This is a genomic window from Serratia sp. 2723 (assembly GCF_050434425.1).
Lineage (GTDB): Bacteria > Pseudomonadota > Gammaproteobacteria > Enterobacterales > Enterobacteriaceae > Chania.
Genome location: NZ_JBNDIN010000001.1, coordinates 135588 through 161173 on the forward strand (window position 1 = coordinate 135588; position 25586 = coordinate 161173).

The 25586-nt window shown below is 54.6% G+C and carries 23 protein-coding genes and 2 tRNA genes; 23 read left to right on the top strand and 2 right to left on the bottom strand.

What is annotated here, in order from left to right:
* Positions 1-133 precede the first annotated feature (133 nt).
* Entirely contained in the window at positions 134-610 is a 477-nt protein-coding gene (gene greA / locus ABIE29_RS00645; RefSeq protein ID WP_021179044.1) for a transcription elongation factor GreA, read from the top strand.
* Positions 611-725: 115 nt separating this feature from the next.
* Here greA and yhbY read toward each other — a convergent pair whose 3' ends face one another.
* Entirely contained in the window at positions 726-1019 is a 294-nt protein-coding gene (gene yhbY, locus ABIE29_RS00650; protein WP_021807520.1) for a ribosome assembly RNA-binding protein YhbY, read from the bottom strand.
* Positions 1020-1162: 143 nt separating this feature from the next.
* Between yhbY and rlmE the strand changes: the two genes are divergently transcribed.
* The 19 genes from rlmE to yedF all read left to right on the top strand — a co-directional run bounded on the left by rlmE (position 1163) and on the right by yedF (position 20837).
* Positions 1163-1792 carry a 23S rRNA (uridine(2552)-2'-O)-methyltransferase RlmE gene (rlmE, locus tag ABIE29_RS00655; RefSeq protein WP_021179046.1) on the top strand — a complete coding sequence of 210 codons (630 nt, stop codon included), beginning with the start codon at positions 1163-1165 and terminating at the stop codon, positions 1790-1792.
* Positions 1793-1848: 56 nt separating this feature from the next.
* The gene (ftsH, locus tag ABIE29_RS00660) at positions 1849-3780 is read left to right on the top strand and encodes an ATP-dependent zinc metalloprotease FtsH (RefSeq protein ID WP_429616267.1); all 1932 of its coding nucleotides are present in this window, start codon (positions 1849-1851) and stop codon (positions 3778-3780) included.
* 139 nt (positions 3781-3919) lie between these two features.
* Positions 3920-4753 carry a dihydropteroate synthase gene (gene folP, locus ABIE29_RS00665; RefSeq protein ID WP_429616268.1) on the top strand — a complete coding sequence of 278 codons (834 nt, stop codon included), beginning with the start codon at positions 3920-3922 and terminating at the stop codon, positions 4751-4753.
* A gap of 7 nt (positions 4754-4760) precedes the next feature.
* Entirely contained in the window at positions 4761-6098 is a 1338-nt protein-coding gene (gene glmM, locus ABIE29_RS00670) for a phosphoglucosamine mutase (RefSeq protein WP_429616269.1), read from the top strand.
* A gap of 249 nt (positions 6099-6347) precedes the next feature.
* On the top strand, positions 6348-6683 hold the full coding sequence (gene secG / locus ABIE29_RS00675; RefSeq protein ID WP_024483369.1) for a preprotein translocase subunit SecG: 336 nt from the start codon (positions 6348-6350) through the stop codon (positions 6681-6683).
* Between the two features lie 69 nt (positions 6684-6752).
* Positions 6753-6839 (top strand) — tRNA-Leu (locus ABIE29_RS00680).
* A 60-nt stretch (positions 6840-6899) separates the two neighbouring features.
* A tRNA-Met gene (locus ABIE29_RS00685) sits at positions 6900-6976 on the top strand.
* Positions 6977-7193: 217 nt separating this feature from the next.
* Positions 7194-7646, top strand: a complete 453-nt coding sequence (gene rimP, locus ABIE29_RS00690; RefSeq protein WP_024529072.1) for a ribosome maturation factor RimP — start codon at positions 7194-7196, stop codon at positions 7644-7646.
* Positions 7647-7667: 21 nt separating this feature from the next.
* Positions 7668-9176 (top strand): transcription termination factor NusA, encoded by a 1509-nt coding sequence (gene nusA, locus ABIE29_RS00695; RefSeq protein WP_024483371.1) that lies wholly within the window; start codon positions 7668-7670, stop codon positions 9174-9176.
* Between the two features lie 23 nt (positions 9177-9199).
* Positions 9200-11887, top strand: coding sequence for a translation initiation factor IF-2 (infB, locus tag ABIE29_RS00700; RefSeq protein ID WP_429616271.1), 2688 nt, complete (start codon positions 9200-9202; stop codon positions 11885-11887).
* Between the two features lie 69 nt (positions 11888-11956).
* Positions 11957-12367, top strand: coding sequence for a 30S ribosome-binding factor RbfA (rbfA, locus tag ABIE29_RS00705; RefSeq protein WP_429616272.1), 411 nt, complete (start codon positions 11957-11959; stop codon positions 12365-12367).
* Positions 12367-13311, top strand: coding sequence for a tRNA pseudouridine(55) synthase TruB (gene truB, locus ABIE29_RS00710; protein WP_429616273.1), 945 nt, complete (start codon positions 12367-12369; stop codon positions 13309-13311). Before rbfA ends, truB begins: the two co-directional genes overlap by 1 nt.
* 115 nt (positions 13312-13426) lie before the next feature.
* Entirely contained in the window at positions 13427-13696 is a 270-nt protein-coding gene (gene rpsO / locus ABIE29_RS00715; protein ID WP_004933502.1) for a 30S ribosomal protein S15, read from the top strand.
* 240 nt (positions 13697-13936) lie between these two features.
* A complete protein-coding gene (gene pnp / locus ABIE29_RS00720) occupies positions 13937-16057 on the top strand; it encodes a polyribonucleotide nucleotidyltransferase (RefSeq protein ID WP_429616274.1) in 2121 nt (706 codons plus the stop codon).
* Between the two features lie 129 nt (positions 16058-16186).
* On the top strand, positions 16187-17071 hold the full coding sequence (gene nlpI, locus ABIE29_RS00725; RefSeq protein ID WP_021179056.1) for a lipoprotein NlpI: 885 nt from the start codon (positions 16187-16189) through the stop codon (positions 17069-17071).
* A 124-nt stretch (positions 17072-17195) separates the two neighbouring features.
* Entirely contained in the window at positions 17196-17270 is a 75-nt protein-coding gene (gene yrbN, locus ABIE29_RS00730) for a protein YrbN (RefSeq protein WP_223499600.1), read from the top strand.
* Positions 17260-19206 carry a DEAD/DEAH family ATP-dependent RNA helicase gene (locus ABIE29_RS00735; RefSeq protein WP_429616275.1) on the top strand — a complete coding sequence of 649 codons (1947 nt, stop codon included), beginning with the start codon at positions 17260-17262 and terminating at the stop codon, positions 19204-19206. Before yrbN ends, ABIE29_RS00735 begins: the two co-directional genes overlap by 11 nt.
* Positions 19207-19386: 180 nt before the next feature.
* The gene (gene yedE / locus ABIE29_RS00740; RefSeq protein ID WP_429616276.1) at positions 19387-20601 is read left to right on the top strand and encodes a selenium metabolism membrane protein YedE/FdhT; all 1215 of its coding nucleotides are present in this window, start codon (positions 19387-19389) and stop codon (positions 20599-20601) included.
* A complete protein-coding gene (yedF, locus tag ABIE29_RS00745) occupies positions 20598-20837 on the top strand; it encodes a sulfurtransferase-like selenium metabolism protein YedF (protein ID WP_021179059.1) in 240 nt (79 codons plus the stop codon). Before yedE ends, yedF begins: the two co-directional genes overlap by 4 nt.
* Before the next feature lie 240 nt (positions 20838-21077).
* Here yedF and ABIE29_RS00750 read toward each other — a convergent pair whose 3' ends face one another.
* The gene (locus tag ABIE29_RS00750; RefSeq protein WP_429616277.1) at positions 21078-22091 is read right to left on the bottom strand and encodes a luciferase-like monooxygenase; all 1014 of its coding nucleotides are present in this window, start codon (positions 22089-22091) and stop codon (positions 21078-21080) included.
* Between the two features lie 238 nt (positions 22092-22329).
* Between ABIE29_RS00750 and ABIE29_RS00755 the strand changes: the two genes are divergently transcribed.
* The 3 genes from ABIE29_RS00755 to ABIE29_RS00765 are packed head-to-tail and all read left to right on the top strand — an operon-like array spanning position 22330 to position 25576.
* Positions 22330-23301: an HlyD family secretion protein gene (locus tag ABIE29_RS00755; RefSeq protein WP_429616278.1), complete on the top strand. Its 972-nt coding sequence runs from the start codon at positions 22330-22332 to the stop codon at positions 23299-23301.
* On the top strand, positions 23283-24437 hold the full coding sequence (locus ABIE29_RS00760) for an ABC transporter permease (protein WP_429616279.1): 1155 nt from the start codon (positions 23283-23285) through the stop codon (positions 24435-24437). The genes ABIE29_RS00755 and ABIE29_RS00760 overlap by 19 nt, the downstream gene beginning before the upstream one ends.
* Positions 24434-25576, top strand: coding sequence for an ABC transporter permease (locus ABIE29_RS00765; RefSeq protein ID WP_429616280.1), 1143 nt, complete (start codon positions 24434-24436; stop codon positions 25574-25576). The genes ABIE29_RS00760 and ABIE29_RS00765 overlap by 4 nt, the downstream gene beginning before the upstream one ends.
* Positions 25577-25586: the final 10 nt, after the last annotated feature.

The window sequence follows — 25586 nt, forward strand, 5'->3', positions numbered from 1 at the left end:
GGAAGGCGCAACGCCTGCCGTAATTTCATACGAACACGTCAGGATGACGCAAATGCCCTGGGGATGTTGAGCTGCGGTTAGCTTGCAGGACCACGGGTATATTTGAACAGGATAGATTTAGAGGTATTTAACGATGAAACAGATCCCGATGACCTTGTTTGGCGCAGAACAGCTGCGTGAAGAACTGGAATATTTGAAAGGTGTGCGTCGCCCGAAAATCATTGCCGACATCGCCACCGCACGCGAACACGGTGACCTGAAAGAAAACGCCGAGTACCATGCTGCCCGTGAACAGCAGGGTTTCTGTGAAGGACGTATCCAGGAAATCGAGGCCAAACTGTCCAATGCGCAGGTGATTGACATCACCAAAATGCCTCAGACTGGCCGCGTGATTTTTGGCGCCACCGTCTCGGTGATGAACCTGGATAGCGAAGATCAGGTGACTTATCGCATCGTGGGTGATGATGAAGCAGATTTTAAGAAAAATCTTATTTCCGTCAACTCGCCGATGGCTCGTGGCCTGATCGGCAAAGAACAAGATGATGTTGTTGTCATCAAAACCCCGGGTGGTGATGTAGAATACGAAATTCTGAAAGTGGAATATCTTTAATTTCGCCCGGGTTGGTTAAAAGTTCAGCAGGGTTTTGTAAAGAAAGGAAAAAGGCCGCAAGCGGCCTTTTATCTGAGCCCGGCACATGGCACCGTCTCAGCAAACAGATTGCGGATTAGCGCGGCAAAGTGATCTTGCGCTCTTTCGACGGGCGGTAAAGAATAAGCGTACTGCCGATCACTTGCACATTGCAGGCACCCGTTTCACGCACAATAGCGTCGGCGATCAGGGTTTTGGTTTCGCGATCTTCGGCTGCAATTTTTACTTTGATCAGCTCGTGATGCTCCAGAGCTAGCTCAATTTCAGCCAACACCCCTTCGGTGAGACCGTTATTACCCAGCATGACCACCGGTTTTAACGGATGTGCCAGGCCTTTCAGGTGTTGTTTTTGTTTATTATTCAGATTCATTGTCTTTTTTGCTTAAGTTGGGATTGAAAACGGTACATTCTACCGCCATCTCATGTGTATCACCAAATCGGTCTGCACCGAATTGAGTCTACGTGAGAAGCGAACCTGGCATGAGACTCTTTTTAGGATAGTTGGAATACTCGATGGCAAATAAAAAGCGTTCGGCCAGTTCCAGTCGCTGGCTCCAAGAACACTTTAGCGATAAATATGTGCTGCAGGCGCAGAAAAAAGGGCTGCGCTCGCGCGCCTGGTTTAAACTTGATGAAATACAGCAAAGTGACAAACTGTTCAAGCCGGGTATGACGGTCGTTGATTTGGGGGCTGCGCCGGGCGGTTGGTCGCAATATGTGGTAACTCAGATTGGTGGTAACGGGCGTATCATTGCCTGTGATATTTTGCCAATGGATCCCATCGTTGGCGTCGATTTCCTTCAGGGCGATTTTCGTGATGAACTGGTCCTCAAAGCACTGTTGGAACGTGTAGGTGATAGTAAGGTTCAGGTGGTCATGTCTGACATGGCCCCGAATATGAGCGGCACCCCGGCGGTCGATATCCCAAAATCGATGTATCTGGTGGAATTAGCACTGGAAATGTGTCGTGATGTTCTCGCACCAGGCGGTAGTTTCCTGGTGAAGGTGTTCCAGGGAGATGGTTTTGACGAGTACCTACGGGAAATTCGCTCCCTGTTTACGAAGGTTAAGATTCGTAAGCCAGACGCTTCTCGCGCACGTTCGCGTGAAGTGTACATTGTAGCGACAGGGCGGAAACTGTAGTACCCTAACGCTGTTTGTTAACACAGTTGTAATATGAGGTTAATCCCTTGAGTGACATGGCGAAAAACCTAATTCTCTGGCTAGTCATCGCGGTCGTGTTGATGTCGGTATTCCAGAGCTTTGGGCCCAGCGAGTCTAATGGCCGAAGGGTAGATTACTCTACCTTCATGACCGAACTGACCCAAGATCAGATCCGTGAAGCGCGCATTAATGGGCGTGAAATCAACGTTGTCCGTAAAGACAGCAACAAGTACACCACTTACATCCCGGTCAACGATCCGAAGTTACTGGATACGTTGTTAACCAAAAACGTGAAAGTTGTTGGTGAGCCGCCGGAAGAGCCAAGTTTGCTGGCTTCCATCTTTATTTCCTGGTTCCCGATGCTGTTGCTGATTGGGGTCTGGATCTTCTTTATGCGGCAAATGCAGGGCGGCGGCGGCAAGGGCGCGATGTCCTTCGGCAAGAGCAAGGCCCGTATGCTGACGGAAGACCAGATTAAAACCACTTTTGCCGATGTCGCAGGCTGTGACGAAGCAAAAGAAGAAGTGAGTGAACTGGTAGACTACCTGCGCGAACCGAGCCGTTTCCAGAAGCTGGGCGGCAAGATCCCGAAAGGCGTGCTGATGGTCGGCCCTCCGGGTACCGGTAAAACCCTGCTGGCGAAAGCGATTGCCGGTGAGGCGAAAGTCCCGTTCTTCACTATTTCCGGTTCTGACTTCGTCGAAATGTTCGTCGGTGTGGGTGCATCCCGCGTTCGTGACATGTTCGAACAGGCCAAGAAAGCGGCTCCGTGCATCATCTTTATCGATGAAATCGACGCCGTAGGCCGCCAACGTGGCGCAGGTCTGGGCGGCGGTCACGATGAGCGTGAGCAAACGCTGAACCAGATGCTGGTTGAGATGGACGGCTTTGAAGGCAACGAAGGCATTATCGTCATCGCGGCAACCAACCGTCCTGACGTACTGGACCCGGCGTTACTGCGTCCAGGCCGTTTCGACCGCCAGGTGGTGGTTGGGCTGCCAGACGTGCGTGGCCGTGAGCAAATCCTGAAGGTGCACTCCCGTCGCGTGCCGTTGGCGCCAGATGTTGATGCTTCTGTGCTTGCACGTGGTACTCCGGGCTTCTCCGGTGCGGACTTGGCCAACCTGGTCAACGAAGCGGCCCTGTTCGCAGCACGTGGCAACAAGCGCGTGGTGTCGATGGTGGAGTTCGAAAAAGCCAAAGACAAGATCATGATGGGTGCGGAACGTCGCTCCATGGTGATGACGGAAGCGCAGAAAGAATCGACCGCCTATCACGAAGCGGGCCACGCCATCATTGGCCGCCTGGTTCCTGAGCATGACCCGGTGCATAAAGTCACGATTATTCCTCGTGGCCGTGCGCTCGGCGTGACCTTCTTCCTGCCGGAAGGGGATGCGATCAGCGCCAGCCGTCAGAAGCTGGAAAGCCAAATCTCCACCCTGTACGGTGGCCGTCTGGCAGAAGAAATTATTTACGGGCCGGAAAAAGTCTCTACCGGTGCATCGAACGACATTAAAGTCGCTACCTCGATTGCCCGCAACATGGTGACCCAATGGGGCTTCTCCGAGAAGCTGGGGCCATTGCTGTATGCGGAAGAAGAGGGCGAGGTGTTCCTGGGCCGTTCCGTGGCCAAGGCGAAACATATGTCGGACGAAACCGCACGTATCATCGACCAGGAAGTCAAATCCCTGATTGAGCGCAACTACATTCGCGCACGTGCGTTGCTGATGGAAAACATGGACATCCTGCATTCGATGAAAGATGCACTGATGAAATATGAAACCATCGATGCACCACAGATCGACGACCTGATGAACCGTAAAGATGTGCGTCCGCCAGCAGGTTGGGACGACGCGGCGAAAAGTAACAACTCCGACAACGGTGGCACACCAAAAGCACCAACGCCGGTAGATGAGCCACGTACGCCAAACCCAGGCAACACCATGTCTGAACAGCTCGACAAGTAACATCGGCTGTAGCGTAAAATAAAACCCCGGCCAGCCGGGGTTTTTTATTGCTGGCAGAAAATTGCTGCCTCTCCTTGGATGAGAGGGGCGGGCTCCACTCCAGGCAACAGAGTAGTATTGACTCCAAGGTAGATTAATCATGCAGTTAACCGTGCGCGACCAAATCCTCGATCTTAACCATCCTCGGGTGATGGGGATCCTCAACGTTACCCCAGACTCCTTCTCTGACGGCGGGCGGCATAATTCGCTGAATGATGCTCTGCTGCATGCACACGCGCTGATTTCGGCGGGTGCAACGATGATCGATGTGGGGGGCGAGTCCACGCGTCCGGGCGCTGCCGAGGTCAGTGAAGAGGAAGAGATTGAGCGTGTCGTGCCGGTAGTGGAGGCTTTGGCGCAGCGGTTTGAGATTTTTATCTCGGTGGATACCTCAAAAGCTGGCGTGATCCGCGAATCCGCTATAGCTGGTGCGCACCTGATCAACGATGTTCGCTCTCTGCAGGAGCCTGGGGCATTGCAGGCAGCCGCCGAAAGCGGTCTGCCAGTCTGCCTGATGCATATGCAAGGTGAGCCGCGTACCATGCAACAGGCACCGCATTACGATGACCTGATGGCGGACGTTAACGCGTTTTTCCAGCAGCATATCGACCGCTGTATTGCAGCCGGTATAACAAAACAGAAATTGTTACTCGACCCAGGCTTCGGTTTCGGTAAGAATTTAGCGCATAATTATCAGCTTCTGGCCCGATTGGCGGAATTTCATCACTTTGGCTTGCCACTGTTGGTGGGGATGTCGCGTAAGTCGATGATTGGGCAGCTATTGAATGTCCCCCCCGAACAGCGGGTTATCGGCAGCGTGGCCTGTGCGGTGATTGCCGCAATGCAGGGGGCGCAGATAGTCAGAGTGCATGATGTCAAAGAAACCGTCGAGGCGATGCGTGTCGTCGAGGCAACACTTTCAGCTAAGGGATAGTAGAGACATGAGCGAACGCAAATACTTTGGTACCGACGGCATTCGTGGCAAGGTGGGTGACAACCCGATAACTCCAGAGTTCGTCCTCAAACTGGGTTGGGCGGCCGGTAAGGTATTGGCGCGTCACGGTTCCCGCAAAATCATCATCGGTAAAGACACCCGTATTTCCGGCTACATGCTGGAGTCAGCGCTGGAGGCCGGTTTAGCGGCCGCGGGGCTGTCCGCTTCGTTTACCGGCCCGATGCCAACCCCAGCGGTGGCGTATCTGACCCGAACTTTCCGTGCGGAAGCCGGGATCGTGATTTCTGCCTCGCATAACCCGTTCTATGATAACGGCATCAAGTTCTTCTCCATCGACGGCGCCAAACTGCCAGACGATGTGGAAGAGGCCATAGAAGCGGAAATGGAAAAACCACTGACCTGTGTCGAATCTGCCGAGCTGGGTAAAGCCAGCCGTATTGTCGATGCCGCAGGGCGCTATATCGAATTCTGTAAAGGTACTTTCCCGAGCGAACTGAGCCTGAACGGGCTGAAGATCGTGGTGGACTGCGCCAACGGTGCTACCTATCACATTGCCCCAAGCGTTTTGCGTGAGTTGGGTGCCACAGTGATCGCCATCGGCTGTGAGCCGAATGGTATGAACATCAACGAAGAGTGTGGCGCTACCGATGTACGTCAACTGCAGGCGCGCGTGCTGGAAGAGAAGGCACATGTGGGTCTGGCCTTTGATGGCGATGGCGACCGCGTGATGATGGTGGATCACCTGGGTAACAAGGTAGACGGCGATCAGATCCTCTACATCATCGCCCGTGAAGGTTTGCGCCAGGGGCAATTGCGCGGCGGTGCCGTGGGTACCCTGATGAGCAACATGGGCCTGGAGCTGGCACTCAAGCAGCTCGGCATCCCGTTTGCTCGTGCCAAGGTGGGTGACCGCTATGTTCTGGAAAAACTGCAAGAGCTGGGCTGGCGCATCGGGGCGGAAAACTCTGGCCACGTGATCCTGCTGGACAAAACTACCACCGGGGACGGTATCGTCGCTGGCCTGCAAGTGTTGACGGCAATCGTGCGTAATAACATGAGCCTGCACGACCTGTGCAGCGGTATGAAATTACTGCCACAGGTTCTGGTCAACGTGCGCTTTGTCGGTGAGCATAATCCGCTGGAGTCAGAGGCGGTGTTGAAGGTCGCTGAACAGGTCGAAGCCGAATTGGCTGGCCGTGGCCGCGTGCTGCTGCGTAAATCGGGCACTGAGCCACTGATCCGCGTGATGGTGGAAGGCGAAGATGAACAGCAGGTTATCGCGCTGGCGCATCGTATCGCCGATGCGGTCAAGCTGGCAGGGTAACACGCTGTTTTTACGCAGGTACGCTGTCGGTGCCTGCGAAATTTCCCGATTGGCCATGCTTTTGCTGTTTTTTTCCGCAAACGCATCGGTGGTTGCAAATTGCCCTTGCGCGCTTTGATGGCTTTGGTTAGTATTCACACCCGCTTCAGTGGGCTGTTTTAATGACACGCCACGCCTTCTTTAGTTTGGAAGCATCTGGGGTGAGAAGCATTTGGCACGCGGTGAACCCGCAAGGATACAGGTACCACTATGTACGAAGCTCTTCTGGTAATTTTCTTGCTGATATCGATCGGGCTGGTTGCTCTGATCATGCTACAGCAAGGTAAAGGCGCTGATATGGGAGCCTCATTCGGAGCAGGTGCTTCTGGCACATTCTTCGGATCGACCGGTTCAGGCAACTTTATGACCCGCATGACGGCTGTTCTGGCGACGCTGTTCTTCGTCATCAGTCTGATCCTGGGCAACCTGAGCACCAATCAGGGCAAGAAAGGCAGCGAGTGGGAAAACCTGGGTCAGCCAGCGCAAACTGAGCAGACTAGCACTCCGGCAGCACCAGCTAAACCGGTCAGTGATATCCCGCAGTAAGCCGCTGAAAAGTTTGAAAACGGTTGTTTTGGACCTCAATAGAAACAGCCGTCAGCAGTAAAAATCAGTACCGAGGTGGTGGAATTGGTAGACACGCTACCTTGAGGTGGTAGTGCCCTAACGGGCTTGTGGGTTCGAGTCCCATCCTCGGTACCAAATCCCAGAGATAACTTGCGTTTTTGCAATTATCGGCGTAATATTTGCCACGTTTTCGGACGCGGGGTGGAGCAGCCTGGTAGCTCGTCGGGCTCATAACCCGAAGGTCGTCGGTTCAAATCCGGCCCCCGCAACCACTTTCCTTTAAGTGTTTATTTTCAAATACACTTTTCGATTGAATTCCACTTTTCTCGATCAACATTTGAAAATGACACTTGCTAGAAAGTTGCACCGAAGCCGCTTTGCGGCAAACAGGGTCCAGTTGCATAAAGCCCCGAATTTTCGGGGTTTTTTGTTATTTGGCAACAGAATCACTGGGCTATTAGGCCCTTTTTTTATGTCTTGGGGGTGGGCTTGTCCACATTAGAGCAAAAATTAACAGAGATGCTTTCCGCACCGGTAGAGGCGTTGGGCTTTGAGCTCGTAGGCATCGAATTTATTCGGGCGCGCCAATCGACACTACGCATCTATATTGATAGTGACAACGGAATCAATGTTGATGATTGCGCTGATGTCAGCCACCAGGTCAGCGCTGTGCTGGACGTCGAAGATCCGATTACGGTCGCTTACAACCTGGAAGTTTCCTCTCCTGGCCTTGAGCGCCCTATGTTCACCGCGGAACACTATCAACGTTTTCTCGGTGAAGAAGTCAGCGTTGTTCTGCGTATGGCGATACAAAACCGCCGCAAATGGCAGGGCATCATCAAGTCCGTAGAGGGTGAGATGATCACGGTTACTGTGGATGGGAAAGATGAAGTGTTCGCGCTGAGCAATATTCAGAAGGCGAACCTGGTACCCCACTTTTAAAGTTTGGATGAGGCAACTAGGATGAACAAAGAGATTCTGGCTGTTGTTGAAGCAGTTTCCAATGAAAAATCCCTACCACGTGAGAAGATTTTCGAAGCCCTGGAAACCGCTTTAGCCACCGCCACCAAGAAAAAATATGAGCAGGAAATCGAGGTCCGTGTCAGCATTGACCGCAAGACTGGCGATTTCGACACCTTCCGCCGTTGGGTTGCCGTTGATGAAGTGACCCAGCCAACGCGTGAGATCACGCTGGAAGCTGCACAGTATGAAGATCCGTCCATGGAACTGGGCGGCTATATCGAAGATCAGATCGAATCCGTGACCTTCGACCGTATCACCACTCAGACGGCGAAGCAGGTTATCGTCCAGAAAGTGCGTGAAGCCGAGCGCGCGATGGTGGTTGATGCCTTCCGCCAACACGAAGGTGAGATCGTCACCGGCGTGGTGAAAAAAGTTAACCGTGACAGCATTGCGCTGGATCTGGGTAGCAACGCCGAAGCGGTCATTGGCCGTGAAGACATGCTGCCACGCGAAAACTTCCGCCCGGGTGACCGTATCCGCGGTGTACTGTACGCAGTACGTCCGGAAGCGCGCGGTGCGCAACTGTTCGTCAGCCGTTCCAGCCCGGATATGCTCAAAGAGCTGTTCCGCATCGAAGTGCCGGAAATTGGCGAAGAAGTGATTGAGATTAAAGCGGCAGCCCGCGATCCTGGCTCCCGTGCAAAAATTGCCGTGAAAACCAACGACAAGCGCATCGACCCGGTCGGTGCCTGTGTCGGTATGCGCGGTGCCCGCGTCCAGGCCGTTTCGAGCGAGCTTGGCGGGGAACGTATTGATATCATCCTGTGGGATGATAACCCTGCACAGTTCGTCATTAACGCCATGGCCCCGGCAGATGTTGCCTCGATCGTGGTGGATGAAGATCGGTGCACGATGGACATCGCCGTTGAAGCCAGCAACCTGGCACAGGCGATCGGCCGTAATGGCCAAAACGTGCGTTTAGCTTCCCAACTGTTGAAACAGCATCGTGATGATGATCGCTGGGAACTGAACGTGATGACGGCGGACGATCTGCAGGCCAAGCATCAGGCCGAGGCTCATGCCGCCATTGATACCTTCACCAAGTATCTTGATATCGACGAAGATTTCGCCACCGTTCTGGTCGAAGAAGGCTTCTCTACGCTGGAAGAACTGGCCTACGTGCCAATCAAAGAGCTGCTGGAAATCGACGGTCTGGATGAAGATATGGTTGAAGCGTTGCGCGATCGCGCCAAAGCTGCATTGACCACGCTGGCCCTGGCACAGGAAGAAAGCCTGGGCGACCAAAAACCTGCTGATGATTTGCTCAACCTCCCGGGTCTTGAGCGTAGCATGGCCTTTAAACTGGCCGCGCGTGGGGTTTGTACGCTGGAAGATCTTGCCGAGCAGGGTGTTGACGATCTGGCTGATATTGAAGGGCTTAGCGATGAGCAGGCCGGCGAGCTGATTATGGCCGCACGTAATATCTGTTGGTTTGGCGACAACGCGTAATAACTGTAGCAGGAAGGAACAGCATGACGACAGATGTAACCGTAAAATCGCTGGCAGCAGAGATACAGACACCGGTTGATCGCCTGGTACAGCAGTTTGCTGATGCAGGGATCAACAAGTCTGAGACCGACTCTGTGACACAGCACGAGAAAGAAACCTTACTGGCGCACCTGAACCGTGAACACGGTAGTGCGCCAGGCAAACTCACGTTGCAGCGCAAAACGCGCAGCACCTTGAATATTCCGAGCACCGGCGGTAAGAGTAAATCGGTGCAAATTGAGGTCCGCAAGAAACGCACTTATGTAAATCGCGATCCGCAGGAAGCCCAACAGGCTGAAGCGGCTGAGCAGGCACAGCGTGAAGCGGAAGAGCAGGCAAGGCGCGAAGCGGAAGAGCTAGCGAAACGCGAAGCAGAAGCCAAGCGCGTTGCCGAAGAGCAAGCCAAACGTGAGGCCGCGGAGATTGCTAAGCGTAATTCAGCGGAAAAAGAAAAAGTGACCAATCAACATACCGACGAAATGACCAAGCCAGCTCAGGCAGAAAAAGCACGCCGTGAAGCCGAAGCCGCCGAACTGAAACGTAAAGCGGAAGAAGAAGTACGCCGTAAGGTTGAAGAAGACGCCAAACGCGTAGCGGAAGAAGCGCGCCGTATGGCCGAAGAGAACGGTGAGAAGTGGGCCGAAGCGGAAGCCGCAAGCGCTGCGGTTGAAACAGCCGACTACCACGTAACCACCTCCGAGCACGCTCGTGCAGCCGAAGACGAAAACGACGCCAAAGTTGAAGGTGAGCGCCGTAGCCGTACTCGCGGTGGCAAAGCGACCAAACAGAAGAAAGGCAACAAGCTCTCCGAGTCTAAAGCAGACCGCGAAGAAGCTCGCACCATGACCCGTGGCGGTAAAGGCAAACGTAAGCCAAGCACCCTGCAGCAGGGCTTTAACAAGCCAGCTCAGGTGGTGAACCGCGACGTGGTGATCGGCGAGACCATCACCGTTGCCGAACTGGCCAACAAGATGGCGGTAAAAGGTTCTCAGGTCATCAAAGCGATGATGAAGCTGGGCGCGATGGCCACCATCAACCAGGTCATCGACCAGGAAACCGCACAACTGGTTGCCGAAGAGATGGGCCACAAAGTTATCCTGCGTCGTGAGAACGAGCTGGAAGAAGCGCTGATGAGCGACCGTGACACCGGCGCCGGTGCCGAATCTCGTGCGCCAGTCGTGACCATCATGGGCCACGTTGACCATGGTAAAACCTCTCTGCTCGACTACATCCGCTCCACCAAGGTGGCGGTTGGCGAAGCAGGTGGTATTACCCAGCACATCGGTGCTTACCACGTAGAAACCGAAAACGGCATGATCACCTTCCTGGATACCCCAGGCCACGCAGCGTTTACCTCAATGCGTGCTCGTGGTGCTCAGGCGACCGATATCGTGGTTCTGGTCGTAGCAGCAGACGACGGCGTGATGCCACAAACCATCGAAGCCATTCAGCATGCTCAGGCGGCTAAAGTGCCATTGGTGGTTGCGGTTAACAAAATTGACAAACCAGAAGCCGATCCGGACCGCGTTAAGCAAGAGCTGTCTCAGTATGGCGTTATGCCAGAAGAGTGGGGCGGTGAAGCTCAGTTCGTCCACGTATCTGCGAAAGCCGGTACCGGTATCGACGAACTGTTGAATGCTATCCTGCTGCAGGCCGAAGTTCTTGAACTGAAAGCGGTTCGTAGCGGCATGGCGAGCGGTGTGGTAATCGAATCCTTCCTGGATAAAGGCCGTGGCCCAGTGGCTACCGTACTGGTACAGGAAGGGACGCTGAACAAGGGCGATATCGTCCTGTGCGGCTTCGAGTATGGCCGTGTTCGTGCGATGCGTGACGAATTGGGCCGTGAAGTGACCTCTGCGGGTCCTTCTATCCCGGTTGAGATCCTGGGCCTGTCCAGCGTTCCGGCTGCGGGTGACGAAGCGACCGTCGTGCGTGACGAGAAGAAAGCGCGTGAAGTTGCGCTGTACCGTCAAGGCAAGTTCCGCGAAGTTAAACTGGCTCGCCAGCAGAAATCCAAACTGGAGAACATGTTCGCCAACATGACCGAAGGTGAAGTTTCTGAACTGAACATCGTGCTGAAAACCGACGTACAGGGTACCTGTGAAGCGATCTCCGATTCACTGCAGAAACTCTCCACCGACGAAGTGAAGGTGAAGATTGTGGGTTCTGGCGTCGGTGGTATCACCGAAACCGACGCGACCCTGGCTGCGGCATCCAACGCCATCATCCTGGGCTTCAACGTGCGTGCGGATGCTTCTGCCCGCCGCGTGATCGAGTCAGAAAGCCTGGATCTGCGTTACTACTCCGTGATCTATAACCTGATCGACGAAGTGAAGCAGGCGATGAGCGGTATGTTGGCGCCTGAGTACAAACAGCAGATCATCGGTCTGGCTGAAGTACGTGATGTGTTCAAATCACCTAAGTTCGGCGCTGTTGCCGGCTGTATGGTGACCGAAGGCAACATCAAGCGTCACAACCCAATCCGCGTGCTGCGTGACAACGTGGTTATCTATGAAGGCGAGCTGGAATCCCTGCGCCGCTTCAAAGATGACGTTAACGAAGTCCGTAACGGTATGGAATGTGGTATCGGCGTTAAGAACTACAACGACGTGCGCGTTGGCGACATGATCGAAGTGTTCGAAATCATCGAGATCCAGCGTACCATCGCTTAAGCCTCGAAAAACGCATAAATCTGTTTTAGGGGGGCCTTGTGCCCCCCTATTTGTCTGGAGGATTTCCAAATGGCAAAAGAATTCAGCCGCGGTCAACGCGTGGCACAAGAAATGCAAAAAGAGATTGCGATGATCTTGCAGCGTGAAGTCAAAGATCCGCGTGTCGGCATGGCTACCGTTTCAGGTGTTGAAGTGTCTCGCGATCTGGCTTACGCCAAAGTTTACGTCACCTTCCTGAACGTGCTGACCGAAAACCACGATCCGGATCTGGTGACCAACGGCATTAAAGCGTTGCAGGATGCCTCTGGCTATATCCGTACGCTGCTGGGCAAAGCGATGCGCCTGCGCGTAGTGCCGGAACTGACCTTCTCCTACGATAACTCACTGGTTGAAGGCATGCGCATGTCCAACCTGGTGACCAACGTAGTGAAGAACGATGCCGAACGTCGCAGTGCATCAGGCGATGAAGAGGAGGCTTAATGAGTCGCCCTCGCCGTCGCGGCCGTGACATTCACGGCGTACTGCTGCTGGACAAACCGCAGGGCCTGTCGTCCAACGACGCCCTGCAAAAAGTAAAGCGTATCTACAATGCCAACCGCGCGGGTCACACTGGCGCGCTCGATCCACTGGCGACCGGTATGCTGCCAATCTGTCTGGGTGAGGCTACCAAGTTCTCCCAGTACCTGCTCGATTCCGACAAGCGTTACCGCGTGATTGCCCGTTTGGGCCAGCGTACGGACACCTCGGATGCCGATGGCCAGATCGTGCAGGAGCGGCCGGTAAACTTCACCCAGGCGCAGCTTGATACCGCGCTGGACACCTTCAGGGGTAACATCCAGCAGGTGCCTTCGATGTATTCCGCACTGAAATACCAGGGCAAAAAGCTGTACGAATATGCTCGTCAGGGTATCGAAGTCCCGCGTGAAGCACGCAGCATCACCGTGTATGAGTTGCAGTTTATCCGCTGGGAAGGGGATGAGCTTGAGCTGGAAATTCACTGCTCGAAAGGCACCTACATCCGTACCATTACGGATGACCTCGGTGAGTTACTGGGCTGTGGCGCACACGTGATTTATCTACGCCGCCTGCAGGTGGCAAAGTACCCGATCGCCCGCATGGTCACGTTGGAACAGCTGAATGCGTTATTGGAACAGGCACAGGAGCAGGGCATTGCGCCAAGCGAGCTGCTCGATCCGTTGCTGATGCCGATGGACAGTCCGGCCGAAGATTTCCCTGAAGTGAACCTGTTGCCAGCGGTAGCGGGTTACGTCAAACAAGGGCAGCCGGTGCAGGCCGCAGGGGCTCCGGCCTCGGGTCTGGTGCGCATTACCGAAGGCGATGAACGTAAATTTATCGGCATTGGCGAGATTGCCGATGATGGCCGAGTCGCGCCGCGTCGCCTGGTTGTCGAGTATTTCGACTGACCTGCCCACCTTGCGATCGCCCTGCTCTAAGAGTAGAATGGCGCAGCTTATGCATTGGGTTGCTGAATTAGAGATCGGCGCCTGTATTTATTATCTATAATTTTGGAGTATGACAATGTCTCTAAGTGTTGAAGCTAAAGCTCAAATCGTAGCTGATTTCGGTCGTGGTACTAACGACAGCGGTTCTACCGAAGTTCAGGTTGCCCTGTTGACTGCGCAGATCAACCATCTGCAAGGCCACTTCTCAGAGCACAAAAAAGATCACCACAGCCGTCGTGGTCTGCTGCGTATGGTTTCTCAGCGTCGTAAGCTGCTGGACTACCTGAAGCGTAAAGATGTAGCACGTTACACCAGCCTGATCGAGCGTCTGGGTCTGCGTCGCTAATCTAGCAAGTTTCAGTAGAAAGGGGCCAAATGTGGCCCCTTTCTTCTAGGAAGCATAAGCAAATCAGGTTAATGTATTACTGAGGATCTTCCGTTACAGAGGTTCGCGCGGCTAATGAGAGGCTTTATCTCATGAGAGATAAGGATTGTCATTAGTCGCGAGGATGTAGTGAGAAGGTCAGTGAACCACAGGCGTGTCGAGTCGAAGAACGATTGCGCGCCACCAATTAAGGATTAAATTTTGCTGACTCCGATTATTCGCAAATTCCAGTATGGCCAACACACCGTGACGCTTGAGACCGGTATGATGGCACGTCAAGCCACTGCCGCCGTGATGGTGAGCATGGATGACACCGCAGTATTCGTCACCGTAGTAGGCCAGAAGAAAGCCAAACCAGGCCAGAGCTTCTTCCCTCTGACCGTGAACTACCAGGAGCGTACCTACGCTGCTGGCCGTATCCCGGGTAGCTTCTTCCGCCGTGAAGGCCGTCCGAGCGAAGGCGAAACCCTGACTTCCCGTCTGATCGACCGTCCGATCCGCCCACTGTTCCCAGATAGCTTCCTGAACGAAGTGCAGGTGATCGCCACCGTGGTTTCCGTGAACCCACAGGTAAACCCGGACATCGTAGCGATGATCGGTGCCTCTGCTGCCCTGAGCCTGTCCGGTATTCCGTTCAATGGCCCAATCGGTGCTGCACGCGTGGGTTACATCAACAATCAGTACGTACTGAACCCAACCACAGACGAGCTGAAAGAAAGCCGTCTGGACCTGGTGGTTGCCGGTACCGCAGGCGCGGTATTGATGGTTGAATCCGAAGCGGACGTGCTGAGCGAAGATCAGATGCTGGGCGCGGTGGTGTTTGGCCACGACCAACAGCAAATCGTGATCGAAAACATTAACGCTCTGGTTGCCGAAGCAGGCAAACCGAAGTGGGACTGGCAGGCACCAGCGGTTAACGAAGCGCTGCATGCGCGCGTAGCCGAGCTGGCCGAAAGCCGTCTGGGCGATGCTTACCACATCACCGAAAAACAAGAGCGTTACGCTCAGGTTGATGCGATCAAAGACAGCGTAGTGGAAACACTGCTGGCGCAAGACGAAACTCTGGACGCGTCTGAAATTCAGGACATCCTGGGCACCGTTGAGAAAAACGTCGTACGTAGCCGAGTGCTGCGTGGCGAACCGCGTATCGATGGTCGTGAGAAAGACATGATCCGTGGTCTGGACGTGCGCACTGGCGTTCTGCCACGTACCCACGGTTCCGCACTGTTCACCCGTGGTGAAACTCAGGCGCTGGTTACTGCCACCTTGGGTACCGCGCGTGACGCACAGAACATCGATGAGCTGATGGGTGAGAAAACCGACAGCTTCCTGTTCCACTACAACTTCCCTCCGTACTCTGTTGGTGAAACCGGTATGGTGGGCTCACCGAAGCGTCGTGAAATCGGCCATGGTCGTCTGGCAAAACGTGGCGTTTTAGCTATGATGCCTAAACCAGAAGATTTCCCGTACACCGTGCGTGTGGTGTCTGAAATCACCGAATCCAACGGTTCTTCTTCAATGGCTTCCGTCTGTGGTGCCTCCCTGGCACTGATGGACGCAGGTGTGCCAATCAAGGCCGCCGTTGCGGGTATCGCCATGGGCCTGGTGAAAGAAGATGAAAACTTTGTGGTACTGTCTGATATTCTGGGTGACGAAGATCACCTGGGCGACATGGACTTCAAAGTGGCCGGTAGCCGCGACGGTATCACCGCGCTGCAGATGGACATTAAAATTGAAGGTATCACCCGCGAAATCATGCAGGTGGCTCTGAACCAGGCCAAGGGTGCGCGTCTGCACATTCTGGGCGTGATGGAACAGGCTATCAGCACGCCACGTGGCGATATCTCCGAGTTCGCACCGCGTATTCACACCATCAAGATCAATCCAGACAAGATCAAAGATGTGATCGGTAAAGGTGGCTCAGTCATCCGTGCGTTGACCGAAGAGACTGGCACCACAATCGAAATTGAAGATGACGGTACAGTGAAGATTGCTGCGACCGACGGCGACAAAGCGAAGTTTGCTATCCGCCGCATCGAAGAGATCACCGCTGAGATCGAAGTGGGCCGTGTGTATCAGGGTAAAGTCACCCGTATCGTTGATTTTGGTGCCTTCGTGGCCATCGGCGGCGGTAAAGAAGGCCTGGTGCACATCTCTCAAATCGCCGACAAGCGCGTTGAGAAAGTGACCGACTATCTGCAGATGGGTCAGGAAGTACCGGTTAAGGTACTGGAAGTTGATCGCCAGGGCCGTGTGCGCCTGAGCATCAAAGAAGCTACAGCGCCAGAATCCGCTGCGGCTCCTGCACCAGAAGCAGAATAACTGTATCAGCAGTTTTACAGCTCCCTGCCGCTAGGGTTGGGGGCTGTCCTTATCACGTGGGTAGGATACTCGCGTATTAGCAAGCGGAGGACAGGACGTTCATCCAATGTTTGTCTTCGGGAGTGGGAAATGAAGCCTTTCTTGCGCTGGTGTTACGTTGCGACAGCACTATTGCTGGCAGGATGCAGCAACCATGATTGGCGTAAAGACGAAGTTCTGGCTATTCCGTTGCAGCCTACGCTGCAGCAGGAAGTGATCCTGGCGCGCATGGAACAAATACTTGCCAGCCGGGCATTAACGGACGATGAGCGAGCACAGCTTTTATATGAGCGCGGTGTGCTGTATGATAGCTTGGGTTTACGTGCTCTAGCGCGCAATGATTTTTCACAAGCGCTAGCGATACGTCCTGATATGCCAGAAGTTTTCAACTACCTGGGCATTTACTTAACGCAGGCAGGCAATTTTGATGCTGCCTATGAAGCGTTTGATTCTGTACTAGAGCTTGATCCAACTTACAATTACGCGCGTTTAAACCGGGGCATCGCACTGTATTATGGTGGCCGCTTCCCGTTGGCGCAGGATGATCTGCAGGCGTTTTATCAAGACGACCCAAACGATCCCTTCCGTTCGCTGTGGCTTTATCTGGTGGAGAGAGAAATCGATCCCAAGATGGCTACCGTATCGCTCCAGCAGCGTTATGACAAATCGGACAGAGGGCAATGGGGATGGAATATTGTCGAATTCTACCTGGGCAAAATCAGCGAAAAAACGCTGATGGAACGCCTCAAGGCAGATGCAACGGATAACACTTCGCTCGCTGAGCATCTCAGTGAAACTGACTTCTATTTAGGTAAGCACTACCTAAGTCTGGGGGACAAGGACACCGCTTCGGCGCTGTTCAAACTGACGGTGGCTAACAACGTTCATAACTTTGTTGAGCACCGCTATGCATTGTTGGAATTGGCGCTGTTGGGCCAAGAACAAGACGACCTATCGGAATCGGACCAGCAATAGCTGACGGACACTTATCAGCCTGATTTACATTGGTTTTTTTGACCAAAGTAATCGTCTTAACGGGCGAGGGCTTTTTTGTCTGTTTTATAATCTAATTTGAGCCGGTTCACACTTTTCAATGAAAATGACTGAAAATTTTCTCGACGAGTTATGTAGACTGGCTGCCATTATTAATGAGGCACGTGTACATGACTACTGAGCTTGAAACCTCTTTTGCTGACCTGGGGCTGTCTGCTCCGATCATTGCTGCCCTGACCGATCTGGGCTACGAAAAACCATCACCGATCCAGGCTGAGTGTATTCCTCACCTGTTGAACGGTCGCGACGTGCTGGGCATGGCGCAGACCGGTAGTGGTAAAACTGCGGCGTTCTCGCTGCCCCTGCTGCACAACCTTGATGCAGCCCTGAAAGCACCACAAATCCTGGTACTGGCTCCAACCCGCGAACTGGCGGTTCAGGTCGCTGAAGCCATGACCGATTTCTCCAAGCACATGCATGGCGTTAACGTGGTGGCCCTGTACGGTGGCCAACGTTATGACGTGCAGCTGCGCGCTCTGCGTCAGGGCCCGCAAATCGTAGTAGGGACTCCAGGCCGTCTGCTGGATCACCTGAAACGTGGCACCCTGAACCTTTCTGGCTTGAAAGGCCTGGTTCTGGACGAAGCCGACGAAATGCTGCGCATGGGCTTTATCGAAGACGTAGAAACCATCATGGCGGAGATCCCGGCTGAACATCAGACCGCGCTGTTCTCTGCGACCATGCCGGAAGCGATCCGTCGTATTACCCGTCGCTTCATGAAAGATCCGCAGGAAGTGCGCATTCAGTCCAGCATCACCACTCGTCCGGACATCAGCCAGAGCTACTGGACCGTGCAGGGCATGCGTAAAAACGAAGCGCTGGTGCGTTTCCTGGAAGCGGAAGATTTTGACGCGGCGATCATCTTCGTTCGTACCAAAAATGCGACCCTGGAAGTGGCCGAAGCGCTGGAGCGCAGCGGTTACAACAGCGCCGCACTGAACGGTGACATGAACCAGGCGCTGCGTGAGCAGACCCTGGAGCGTCTGAAAAGTGGCCGTCTGGATATTCTGATCGCCACCGACGTTGCCGCTCGTGGTCTGGACGTTGAGCGTATCAGCCTGGTGGTAAACTATGATATCCCTATGGATTCAGAGTCTTACGTTCACCGTATCGGCCGTACCGGTCGTGCTGGCCGTGCTGGTCGCGCGCTGCTGTTCGTAGAAAACCGCGAACGCCGCCTGCTGCGCAACATCGAACGCACCATGAAGCTGACCATCCCTGAAGTCGAGCTGCCAAACGCAGATCTGCTGGGTGAGCGTCGCCTGGCCAAGTTTGCCGCTAAAGTTCAGCAGCAGCTGGAAAGCAGCGATCTGGATATGTACCGCGCGCTGCTGGCTAAACTGCAGCCGGGTGAAGATCTGGATATGGAAACGCTGGCCGCTGCACTGCTGAAAATGGCACAGGGCGAACGTCCTCTGATCCTGCCACCAGATCCAGTGTTCAAGCCGCGTCAACGTCGTGAGTTCAACGATCGTGACGAACGTGGTAGCGACCGTCGTCGTGACGCACGTCCAGACAGCCGTGACGGTGGTGCTGAGCGTCCACGTCGCGAGCGTCGTGACGTTGGTGAAATGCAGCTGTACCGCATTGAAGTAGGCCGTGATGACGGCGTGGAAGTTCGTCATATCGTTGGCGCTATCGCTAACGAAGGTGACATCAGCAGCCGTTACATCGGTAACATCAAGCTGTTTGCTTCCCACTCCACTATCGAGCTGCCAAAAGGTATGCCGGGCGAGATCCTGAATCACTTCACTCGCACCCGCATTCTGAACAAGCCGATGAACATGCAACTACTGGGCGATGCACAGCCGCATGAGCGTCGTGAGCGTCCTGCTGGTGGTAACGGTGGTGAGCGCCGTGGCGGTGCCCGTCCATTCAACGGCGAGCGTCGTGAAGGTGCACCAGCACCGCGTCGTTCTTTCGGTGAGCGTCGTGAAGGCGGTAATGCTGCCGGTGGCGAACGTCGTGGCGGTAACTTCAACCGTGACAAGCCAGCACCACGCCGTGACGATGCAGCAGCTCCTGCCGCACCACGTCGCCGTTTCGGTGATGCATAACTGCTGACAAATCCCTTACGGGTTAATAGCGTAGGGGCGCCGCATACAGCGCCCTGATATTGATACGTAGTCAGCAGTCTCAAACCAGTCTTCGGACTGGTTTTTTTTTGCCTGAAGCTTCAGCTAATCGCGTGTAATGGCGTATCATTCGCAAGGTTTATCTTTCGGATAGGAGTTGCCATGAGCTGGCAGCAATTCAAATCTCAATACCTGGTGCGCTTTTGGGCGCCCTTACCGGCGGTGATCGCCGCCGGGATCCTCTCGACCTACTATTTCGGCATGACCGGCACCTTCTGGGCGGTAACCGGCGAGTTCACCCGCTGGGGCGGCCATGTATTGCAGTGGTTTGGTTTCCACCCGGAGCAGTGGGGCTACTTCAAGGTGATCGGCCTGCAAGGCACGCCACTGGAGCGTATCGACGGGCGCATGATTATCGGCATGTTTGCTGGCTGTATTGCCGCCGCGCTGTGGGCCAACAGCATCAAATTACGTCTGCCACAGCACCGTATCCGCATTGTGCAGGCGTTGCTGGGCGGCATTATTGCCGGTTTTGGCGCGCGTCTGGCGATGGGGTGTAACCTGGCGGCCTTCTTTACCGGTATTCCACAGTTCTCGCTGCACGCCTGGTTTTTTGCGTTGGCGACGGCGGCAGGTTCTTACTTCGGTGCCAAGTTCACTCTGCTGCCGATGTTCCGTATTCCGGTGAAGCTGCAAAGAGTGAAAGCGGCCTCACCGTTGACGCAAAAACCCGAGCAGGCACGTCGGCGTTTCCGCTTGGGAATGGTGATTTTCTGCCTCATGGTGGCCTGGTCATTATGGACGCTGTTTGATGCGCCGAAGCTCGGTATTGCCATGCTGTTTGGTATCGGTTTTGGTCTGTTGATTGAACGGGCGCAGATCTGCTTTACCTCGGCGTTCCGCGATCTGTGGATCACGGGTCGTACGCATATGGCCAAAGCCATTATTATCGGCATGGCGGTCAGTGCCATCGGTATCTTCAGCTATGTGCAACTGGGCGTCTCGCCGAAAATCATGTGGGCCGGGCCTAACGCGGTACTGGGCGGCTTGCTGTTCGGCTTCGGTATTGTGCTGGCTGGCGGCTGCGAAACCGGCTGGATGTACCGTGCGGTGGAAGGACAGGTTCATTATTGGTGGGTAGGGTTGGGCAATATCATTGGTGCCACGCTGTTAGCCTACTATTGGGACGATCTGGCACCAGCCTTGGCGACCAACTACGACAAGATTAACCTGCTGGACACCTTCGGGCCGATCGGCGGTCTGCTGGTGACCTATCTGCTGCTGGCCATCGCCTTTGCCGCGATGTTGTGGTGGGAGAAACGTTTTTTCCGCGCCAAGCCAGATGCGCAGGTGGTGAACTTGGGGAGTGAAGCATGAAACAGACAGAGATCGTGCCGGATTACCGGCTGGATATGGTGGGAGAGCCTTGTCCTTATCCGGCAGTGGCCACGTTAGAAGCGATGCCGCAGCTGAAGCCGGGCGAAATACTGGAAGTGATCAGCGACTGCCCGCAGTCGATCAACAATATTCCGCTCGATGCCCGTAACCACGGTTACAAGGTGCTGGATATTCAGCAGGATGGGCCAACCATTCGCTACCTGATCCAACGTTGAGCCCTCATCCCAACCCTCTCCCGAAGGGAGAGGGAGCTGATAGCTTCTGCTTGTTTGGCAGTAAAGCGATAATCCCAGCAAACTCGAGCGTCTCCTCATTCAAGGTGAGTCAATACAATCTCAGCAAACCCGATCTGCTTTCTCATCCAAGGTGAATCACTATAATTTCAAACATACTCGATCGGTTCCCTCTCCCTGTGGGAGAGGGTTAGGGTGAGGGGCGTCACCAATATGTAACCCCTATCCCTTCATTAAGTCGCCTTTCACCCCGGCAACAATCTCAAACGATCGCAAGCGCGCCCGATGATCGAAAATCTGGCCGTTAACCATGATCTCATCCGCAGCCGTTTCGCGCAGCAGGCTTTGCAACCCGTGGCGGATGGTGCTTTCACTACCGACGATCGACATGCGCAGAGCCTGATCGACCCCATACTGCTCGCCTGCGGTCCACAACGCGTGGATATTATCCACTGGCGGCGGCAGTGGGCCTGGTGAGCCACGGCGCAGGTTGATAAACTGCTGCTGCATGGAGGTGAACAGGAAGCGGGCATTTTGGTCGCTGTCTGCGGCGACCACGTTGACACACACCATCGCGTGCGGCTGCTGGCGCTGCTCAGACGGCTTAAAGTTCTCACGGTACACATTCAGTGCCTGGAACAGCATATCTGGCGCAAAGTGCGAGGCGAAGGCAAACGGCAGGCCGAGCTGTGCCGCCAACTGCGCACTGTACAGGCTGGAACCCAACAGCCAGATTGGCACTTGCAACCCTTGGCCCGGTACGGCCTGCACTGCTTGCCCCGGCTGTACTTCGCCAAAGTAATGTTGCAGTTCCTGCACGTCACGCGGGAAGTTATCCACTTCGCCGGAGAGGTGGCGACGTAGTGCCATCATGGTACGTTGGTCAGTACCCGGTGCGCGGCCAAGCCCCAGATCGATACGCCCTGGATAGAGCGATTCCAAGGTGCCGAACTGTTCGGCGATCACCAACGGCGCATGGTTTGGCAGCATCACGCCGCCTGAGCCAAGGCGAATGCTTTGGGTGCCGGAGGCTAAATAACCCAGTAATACCGACGTCGCGGCACTGCCGATGCCGGTCATATTGTGGTGTTCCGCTAGCCAGTAGCGCTGATAGCCCCACTTTTCGGCATGTTGCGCCAAATCCAGCGAGCAGTGAAATGCGTCCCGCGCCTTGGCTCCCTGCGGGATCGGGGATAAATCCAGTACCGAAAGCGGCACCCGTGTGTGTTCAGTCATTTCATCGTCCATTGTGCTGATACTCCTGTTTTTTAACAGGATATCGGATTGATCGCTTAAAGGGCGATTGCAGGGATCTGCAACTTAAAAAGCAATTATGCTTTTTGTGTTAAAAGCATAATCGAAAAGACGGTTATAAAAGGGGATATATGTGCTCGCAATATACTTAAGAGAATAATGGTTTTTTTAAGGCTATGATGGTTTTTGTTTGCACACTGATGTTCAAGGGGCTGAAGTAATGAAGAAGAAGACACTGTTTACCCTGCTGCTGATGGGGATAGCCATCGCCATGGCGGTGCTATTCCGCGCGTATAATCAGGATTTGTTGCTGCAGGGCGAAGTGGATGCCCCCGAAGTGATCGTCGCTTCCAAAGCCAAGGGCCGGGTGATAGAGCGCCTGGTAGAGCGTGGAGACGACGTAAAAACCGGGCAACTGCTGCTGCGGCTGGAAAGCCCGGAACTGTTGGCCCAGCTACGTTCTGCGCAGGCTTCGCGGGATGAGGCTCAAGCGCAGTTGGACCAATCGTTGCATGGCACCCGTGAAGAAAGCATCCGTAACCTGCGCGCCAACCTGGCACAGGCCGAGGCGCAATACCAGAATGCCCAACACGATTACGATCGTAACCTGAGCGTCGCCAGCAAGGGCTACGTATCCAAATCCGAATTGGACAGCTCACGCCGTGCGCGTGATACCGCCTATCAACAAGTGCAGGCCGCCAAGGCCAATTTGGACGAAGGCATCAATGGCGATCGCATCGAACTGCGGCAGAAATATGCAGCTGCCCTGCGAGCCAGCGAGCAAGACCTGTTAGAAATTCAGGCCCAAACCGACGATCTACTTGTGAAAGCCCCGGTTGATGGCGAGGTGGGGCCAATCCCGGCAGAAGTGGGTGAGCTGCTCAACGCCTCCAGCCCGTTGATGACGCTGATACGTGTACCGGACGCCTATTTCGTGTTTAACCTGCGGGAAGATATTCTGGCGCATGTTCGCAAAGGGGATAAGATCCAGCTGCGTGTCCCGGCACTGAAAGACCAAACGATCGAGGCCGAAGTGCGCTATATCGCCCCGTTGGGGGATTACGCCACCAAGCGTGCCACGCGAGCCACTGGTGACTTTGATCTGAAAACCTTTGAAGTTCGTTTGTATCCGTCGCAGCCGATAGATGGCCTGCGCCCAGGGATGAGTACCTTATGGCAATGGAAAGAGTAAGGGCAGGCTGGCGCTGTTTCAGCCACGCGTTCAGCAGCGAATGTCGCATCGCTTTCCGCAAGCCAGTGGTTCACTGGCTGAGTTGGATTTTCCCGTTGATCCTGTTTGGTCTGATCAGTAGCAACTTTTCAGAAGGAACCTTGCTTGATCTGCCGGTATCGGTGGTGGATAACGATCATAGCCCGCTGTCAAAAAACCTGATCCGTAAGCTGGATGCGGGTTCTCATGCCCATGTACAAGCCTATGACGGCGGTCTTGATGAGTCGTTGCGCCGTCTGCGTAGCGCACAGGATTACGCTTTGCTGTCTATCCCGGTCGATTTTGAGGCGGACGCGCTGGCGGGCAATCAGCCGAGTGTGGTGCTGTATTACAACGCGCTGTTTTACGGTGCCGGGCTGTATTCTACTCAGGATTTCAGCGGCCTGATGGCCGAGGCTAACGCCAATTACCGCTCGATCATTGCCGGTGCCATAGGCAAGTCACTGCCGCCGCTGGCGGATGTCACCCTCAACTACGGCAGCCTGTTCAATGCCAGCGGCAGCTATATCTATTATCAGCAGTTTGCCGCCACCATTCACATGTTGCAGCTGTTTGTGGTTACCTGCATGATTTACGTGATGGCCCGCAGTAAATCTTTGCTGAAGGCTAAGCCCTTTAGCTTGGCACTACTGGGAAAACTGGCCCCTTACACCCTGTGCTTTACTACCTTGTTGATGGTCGAGATTGCCGCGCTGGTGGGTATTTTTGACGCTCGCGTCAGCGGCAATCCGCTGTTTATGCTGATGATTGGCTTCTTCTACGTGATGGCGGCACAAAGCATTGGCCTGCTGTTGTACACCTTTACCGGCAGCGCCATTACCGCCTATACCCTGATTGGCATGTTGGTGAGCATTGCACTGACTTTCTCTGGTATGGCGGTGCCCGAGCTTTCCATGCCGTTACCGGCGCGCATTATTTCCAATATCGAACCTCTTACTCACGCGCTTTACGCCATGTTCGACGTCTTCCTGCGGCAGGTGCCAGCCAGCGCCATCCTCGGCGTGTGTGCGCTGTTGCTCATCTACCCGTTGGTAACCGCACTGTTGGTGCGTAACCGGCTGCTGAAGCGGCTGGCAAAAGAGGAGACGGTGGGATGAAAAGCTATTGGCTCACTTTCCGCAAAGTGTTGACGAGTATGCTGGAACGGCCGATGTGGCTGATGTTGATCCTGTCGCTGTGCGTCATGAGTATGGTTTATGCCAACCGCACGGTGTGGGATCTGCCGGTGGGGGTGATCGATCAGGATCACAGCACTGCCAGCCGCCAGCTTATCCGCCAGTTGGATGCCACCCCGAAGATCGCCATTCAAATCTATGACAGCCTGGATGAGGCAAAACGGGATCTGGGTTGGCGCAAACTGTTTGCGGTGATCATCATGCCGGTGGATCTGGAGAAGAAGATCCTCAACGGCAAAAACATCGAGATCCCGGTGTTCGGAGATGCAACCAATCGGCTGGCGAACGGCCAGATCCAGCAGGACGTGGTGGCGGCCTACCAGCAGTTGCTGGGTCAGTACAACACCATGCTGCTAATGCACAGTGGTTTCAGTGAACGGCAGGCTCAGGTGATCATGATGCCGATCCAGAGCCAAACGCTGGACGTATTCAACCCCGGCATCAGCTTTGCGGCAATTATTTTCCCGGGTTTGTTAGTGATGTTATTGCAGCACTCTCTGCTGATTGCCTGCGTGCGCGTCAGCATTGTGCTGAAAGGAGCGCCGGGCGGCAAGCCGTCGCTTCCTGTTTATCTGGGGGGGCTATCGGCCTTGCTGCCGATCTGGCTGTTCTTGTCGATTGTGTTATTTGTCCTGTGGCCCTGGGTCTTGGGCTATCGCCAGACTGCGACGATCCCCGAGATCTTGCTGCTGACCTTCCCATTCCTGCTTGCGGTGCTTGGGCTAGGCAAGCTGGTGACCGAATGCTTGCGTAGCGTGGAGATGATCTACCTGACGCTGTCATTTATCACCACCCCGGTGTTTTACCTTTCTGGCACCATCTGGCCGCTGCAAGCGATGCCACAGTGGGTCAGGGCGATTTCCTCGATGATCCCCTCAACCTGGGCAACCAAAGCCATTGCCGGCGTGAATCAGATGGGGCTATCGCTGCGAGATGTTGGCGGGGATGTTGCCATGCTGCTGCTATTGGGGGTGATTTATACGCTGATTGGTATTGGCGTCGGAGCCGTGCGCAATCGCGTGGGGTTGCGTAACCTATTTCGTAAACGTCGGACTTCCTGATAACCATGGG

Bases quoted from the DNA above. Each gene is read 5' to 3' on its own strand.
- greA (WP_021179044.1), top strand. From the start codon at position 134: ATGAAACAGATCCCGATGACCTTGTTTGGCGCAGAACAGCTGCGTGAA.
- yhbY (WP_021807520.1), bottom strand. From the start codon at position 1,019: ATGAATCTGAATAATAAACAAAAACAACACCTGAAAGGCCTGGCACAT.
- rlmE (WP_021179046.1), top strand. From the start codon at position 1,163: ATGGCAAATAAAAAGCGTTCGGCCAGTTCCAGTCGCTGGCTCCAAGAA.
- ftsH (WP_429616267.1), top strand. From the start codon at position 1,849: ATGGCGAAAAACCTAATTCTCTGGCTAGTCATCGCGGTCGTGTTGATG.
- folP (WP_429616268.1), top strand. From the start codon at position 3,920: ATGCAGTTAACCGTGCGCGACCAAATCCTCGATCTTAACCATCCTCGG.
- glmM (WP_429616269.1), top strand. From the start codon at position 4,761: ATGAGCGAACGCAAATACTTTGGTACCGACGGCATTCGTGGCAAGGTG.
- secG (WP_024483369.1), top strand. From the start codon at position 6,348: ATGTACGAAGCTCTTCTGGTAATTTTCTTGCTGATATCGATCGGGCTG.
- nusA (WP_024483371.1), top strand. From the start codon at position 7,668: ATGAACAAAGAGATTCTGGCTGTTGTTGAAGCAGTTTCCAATGAAAAA.
- infB (WP_429616271.1), top strand. From the start codon at position 9,200: ATGACGACAGATGTAACCGTAAAATCGCTGGCAGCAGAGATACAGACA.
- rbfA (WP_429616272.1), top strand. From the start codon at position 11,957: ATGGCAAAAGAATTCAGCCGCGGTCAACGCGTGGCACAAGAAATGCAA.
- truB (WP_429616273.1), top strand. From the start codon at position 12,367: ATGAGTCGCCCTCGCCGTCGCGGCCGTGACATTCACGGCGTACTGCTG.
- rpsO (WP_004933502.1), top strand. From the start codon at position 13,427: ATGTCTCTAAGTGTTGAAGCTAAAGCTCAAATCGTAGCTGATTTCGGT.
- nlpI (WP_021179056.1), top strand. From the start codon at position 16,187: ATGAAGCCTTTCTTGCGCTGGTGTTACGTTGCGACAGCACTATTGCTG.
- ABIE29_RS00735 (WP_429616275.1), top strand. From the start codon at position 17,260: ATGACTACTGAGCTTGAAACCTCTTTTGCTGACCTGGGGCTGTCTGCT.
- yedE (WP_429616276.1), top strand. From the start codon at position 19,387: ATGAGCTGGCAGCAATTCAAATCTCAATACCTGGTGCGCTTTTGGGCG.
- yedF (WP_021179059.1), top strand. From the start codon at position 20,598: ATGAAACAGACAGAGATCGTGCCGGATTACCGGCTGGATATGGTGGGA.
- ABIE29_RS00750 (WP_429616277.1), bottom strand. From the start codon at position 22,091: ATGACTGAACACACACGGGTGCCGCTTTCGGTACTGGATTTATCCCCG.
- ABIE29_RS00755 (WP_429616278.1), top strand. From the start codon at position 22,330: ATGAAGAAGAAGACACTGTTTACCCTGCTGCTGATGGGGATAGCCATC.
- ABIE29_RS00760 (WP_429616279.1), top strand. From the start codon at position 23,283: ATGGCAATGGAAAGAGTAAGGGCAGGCTGGCGCTGTTTCAGCCACGCG.
- ABIE29_RS00765 (WP_429616280.1), top strand. From the start codon at position 24,434: ATGAAAAGCTATTGGCTCACTTTCCGCAAAGTGTTGACGAGTATGCTG.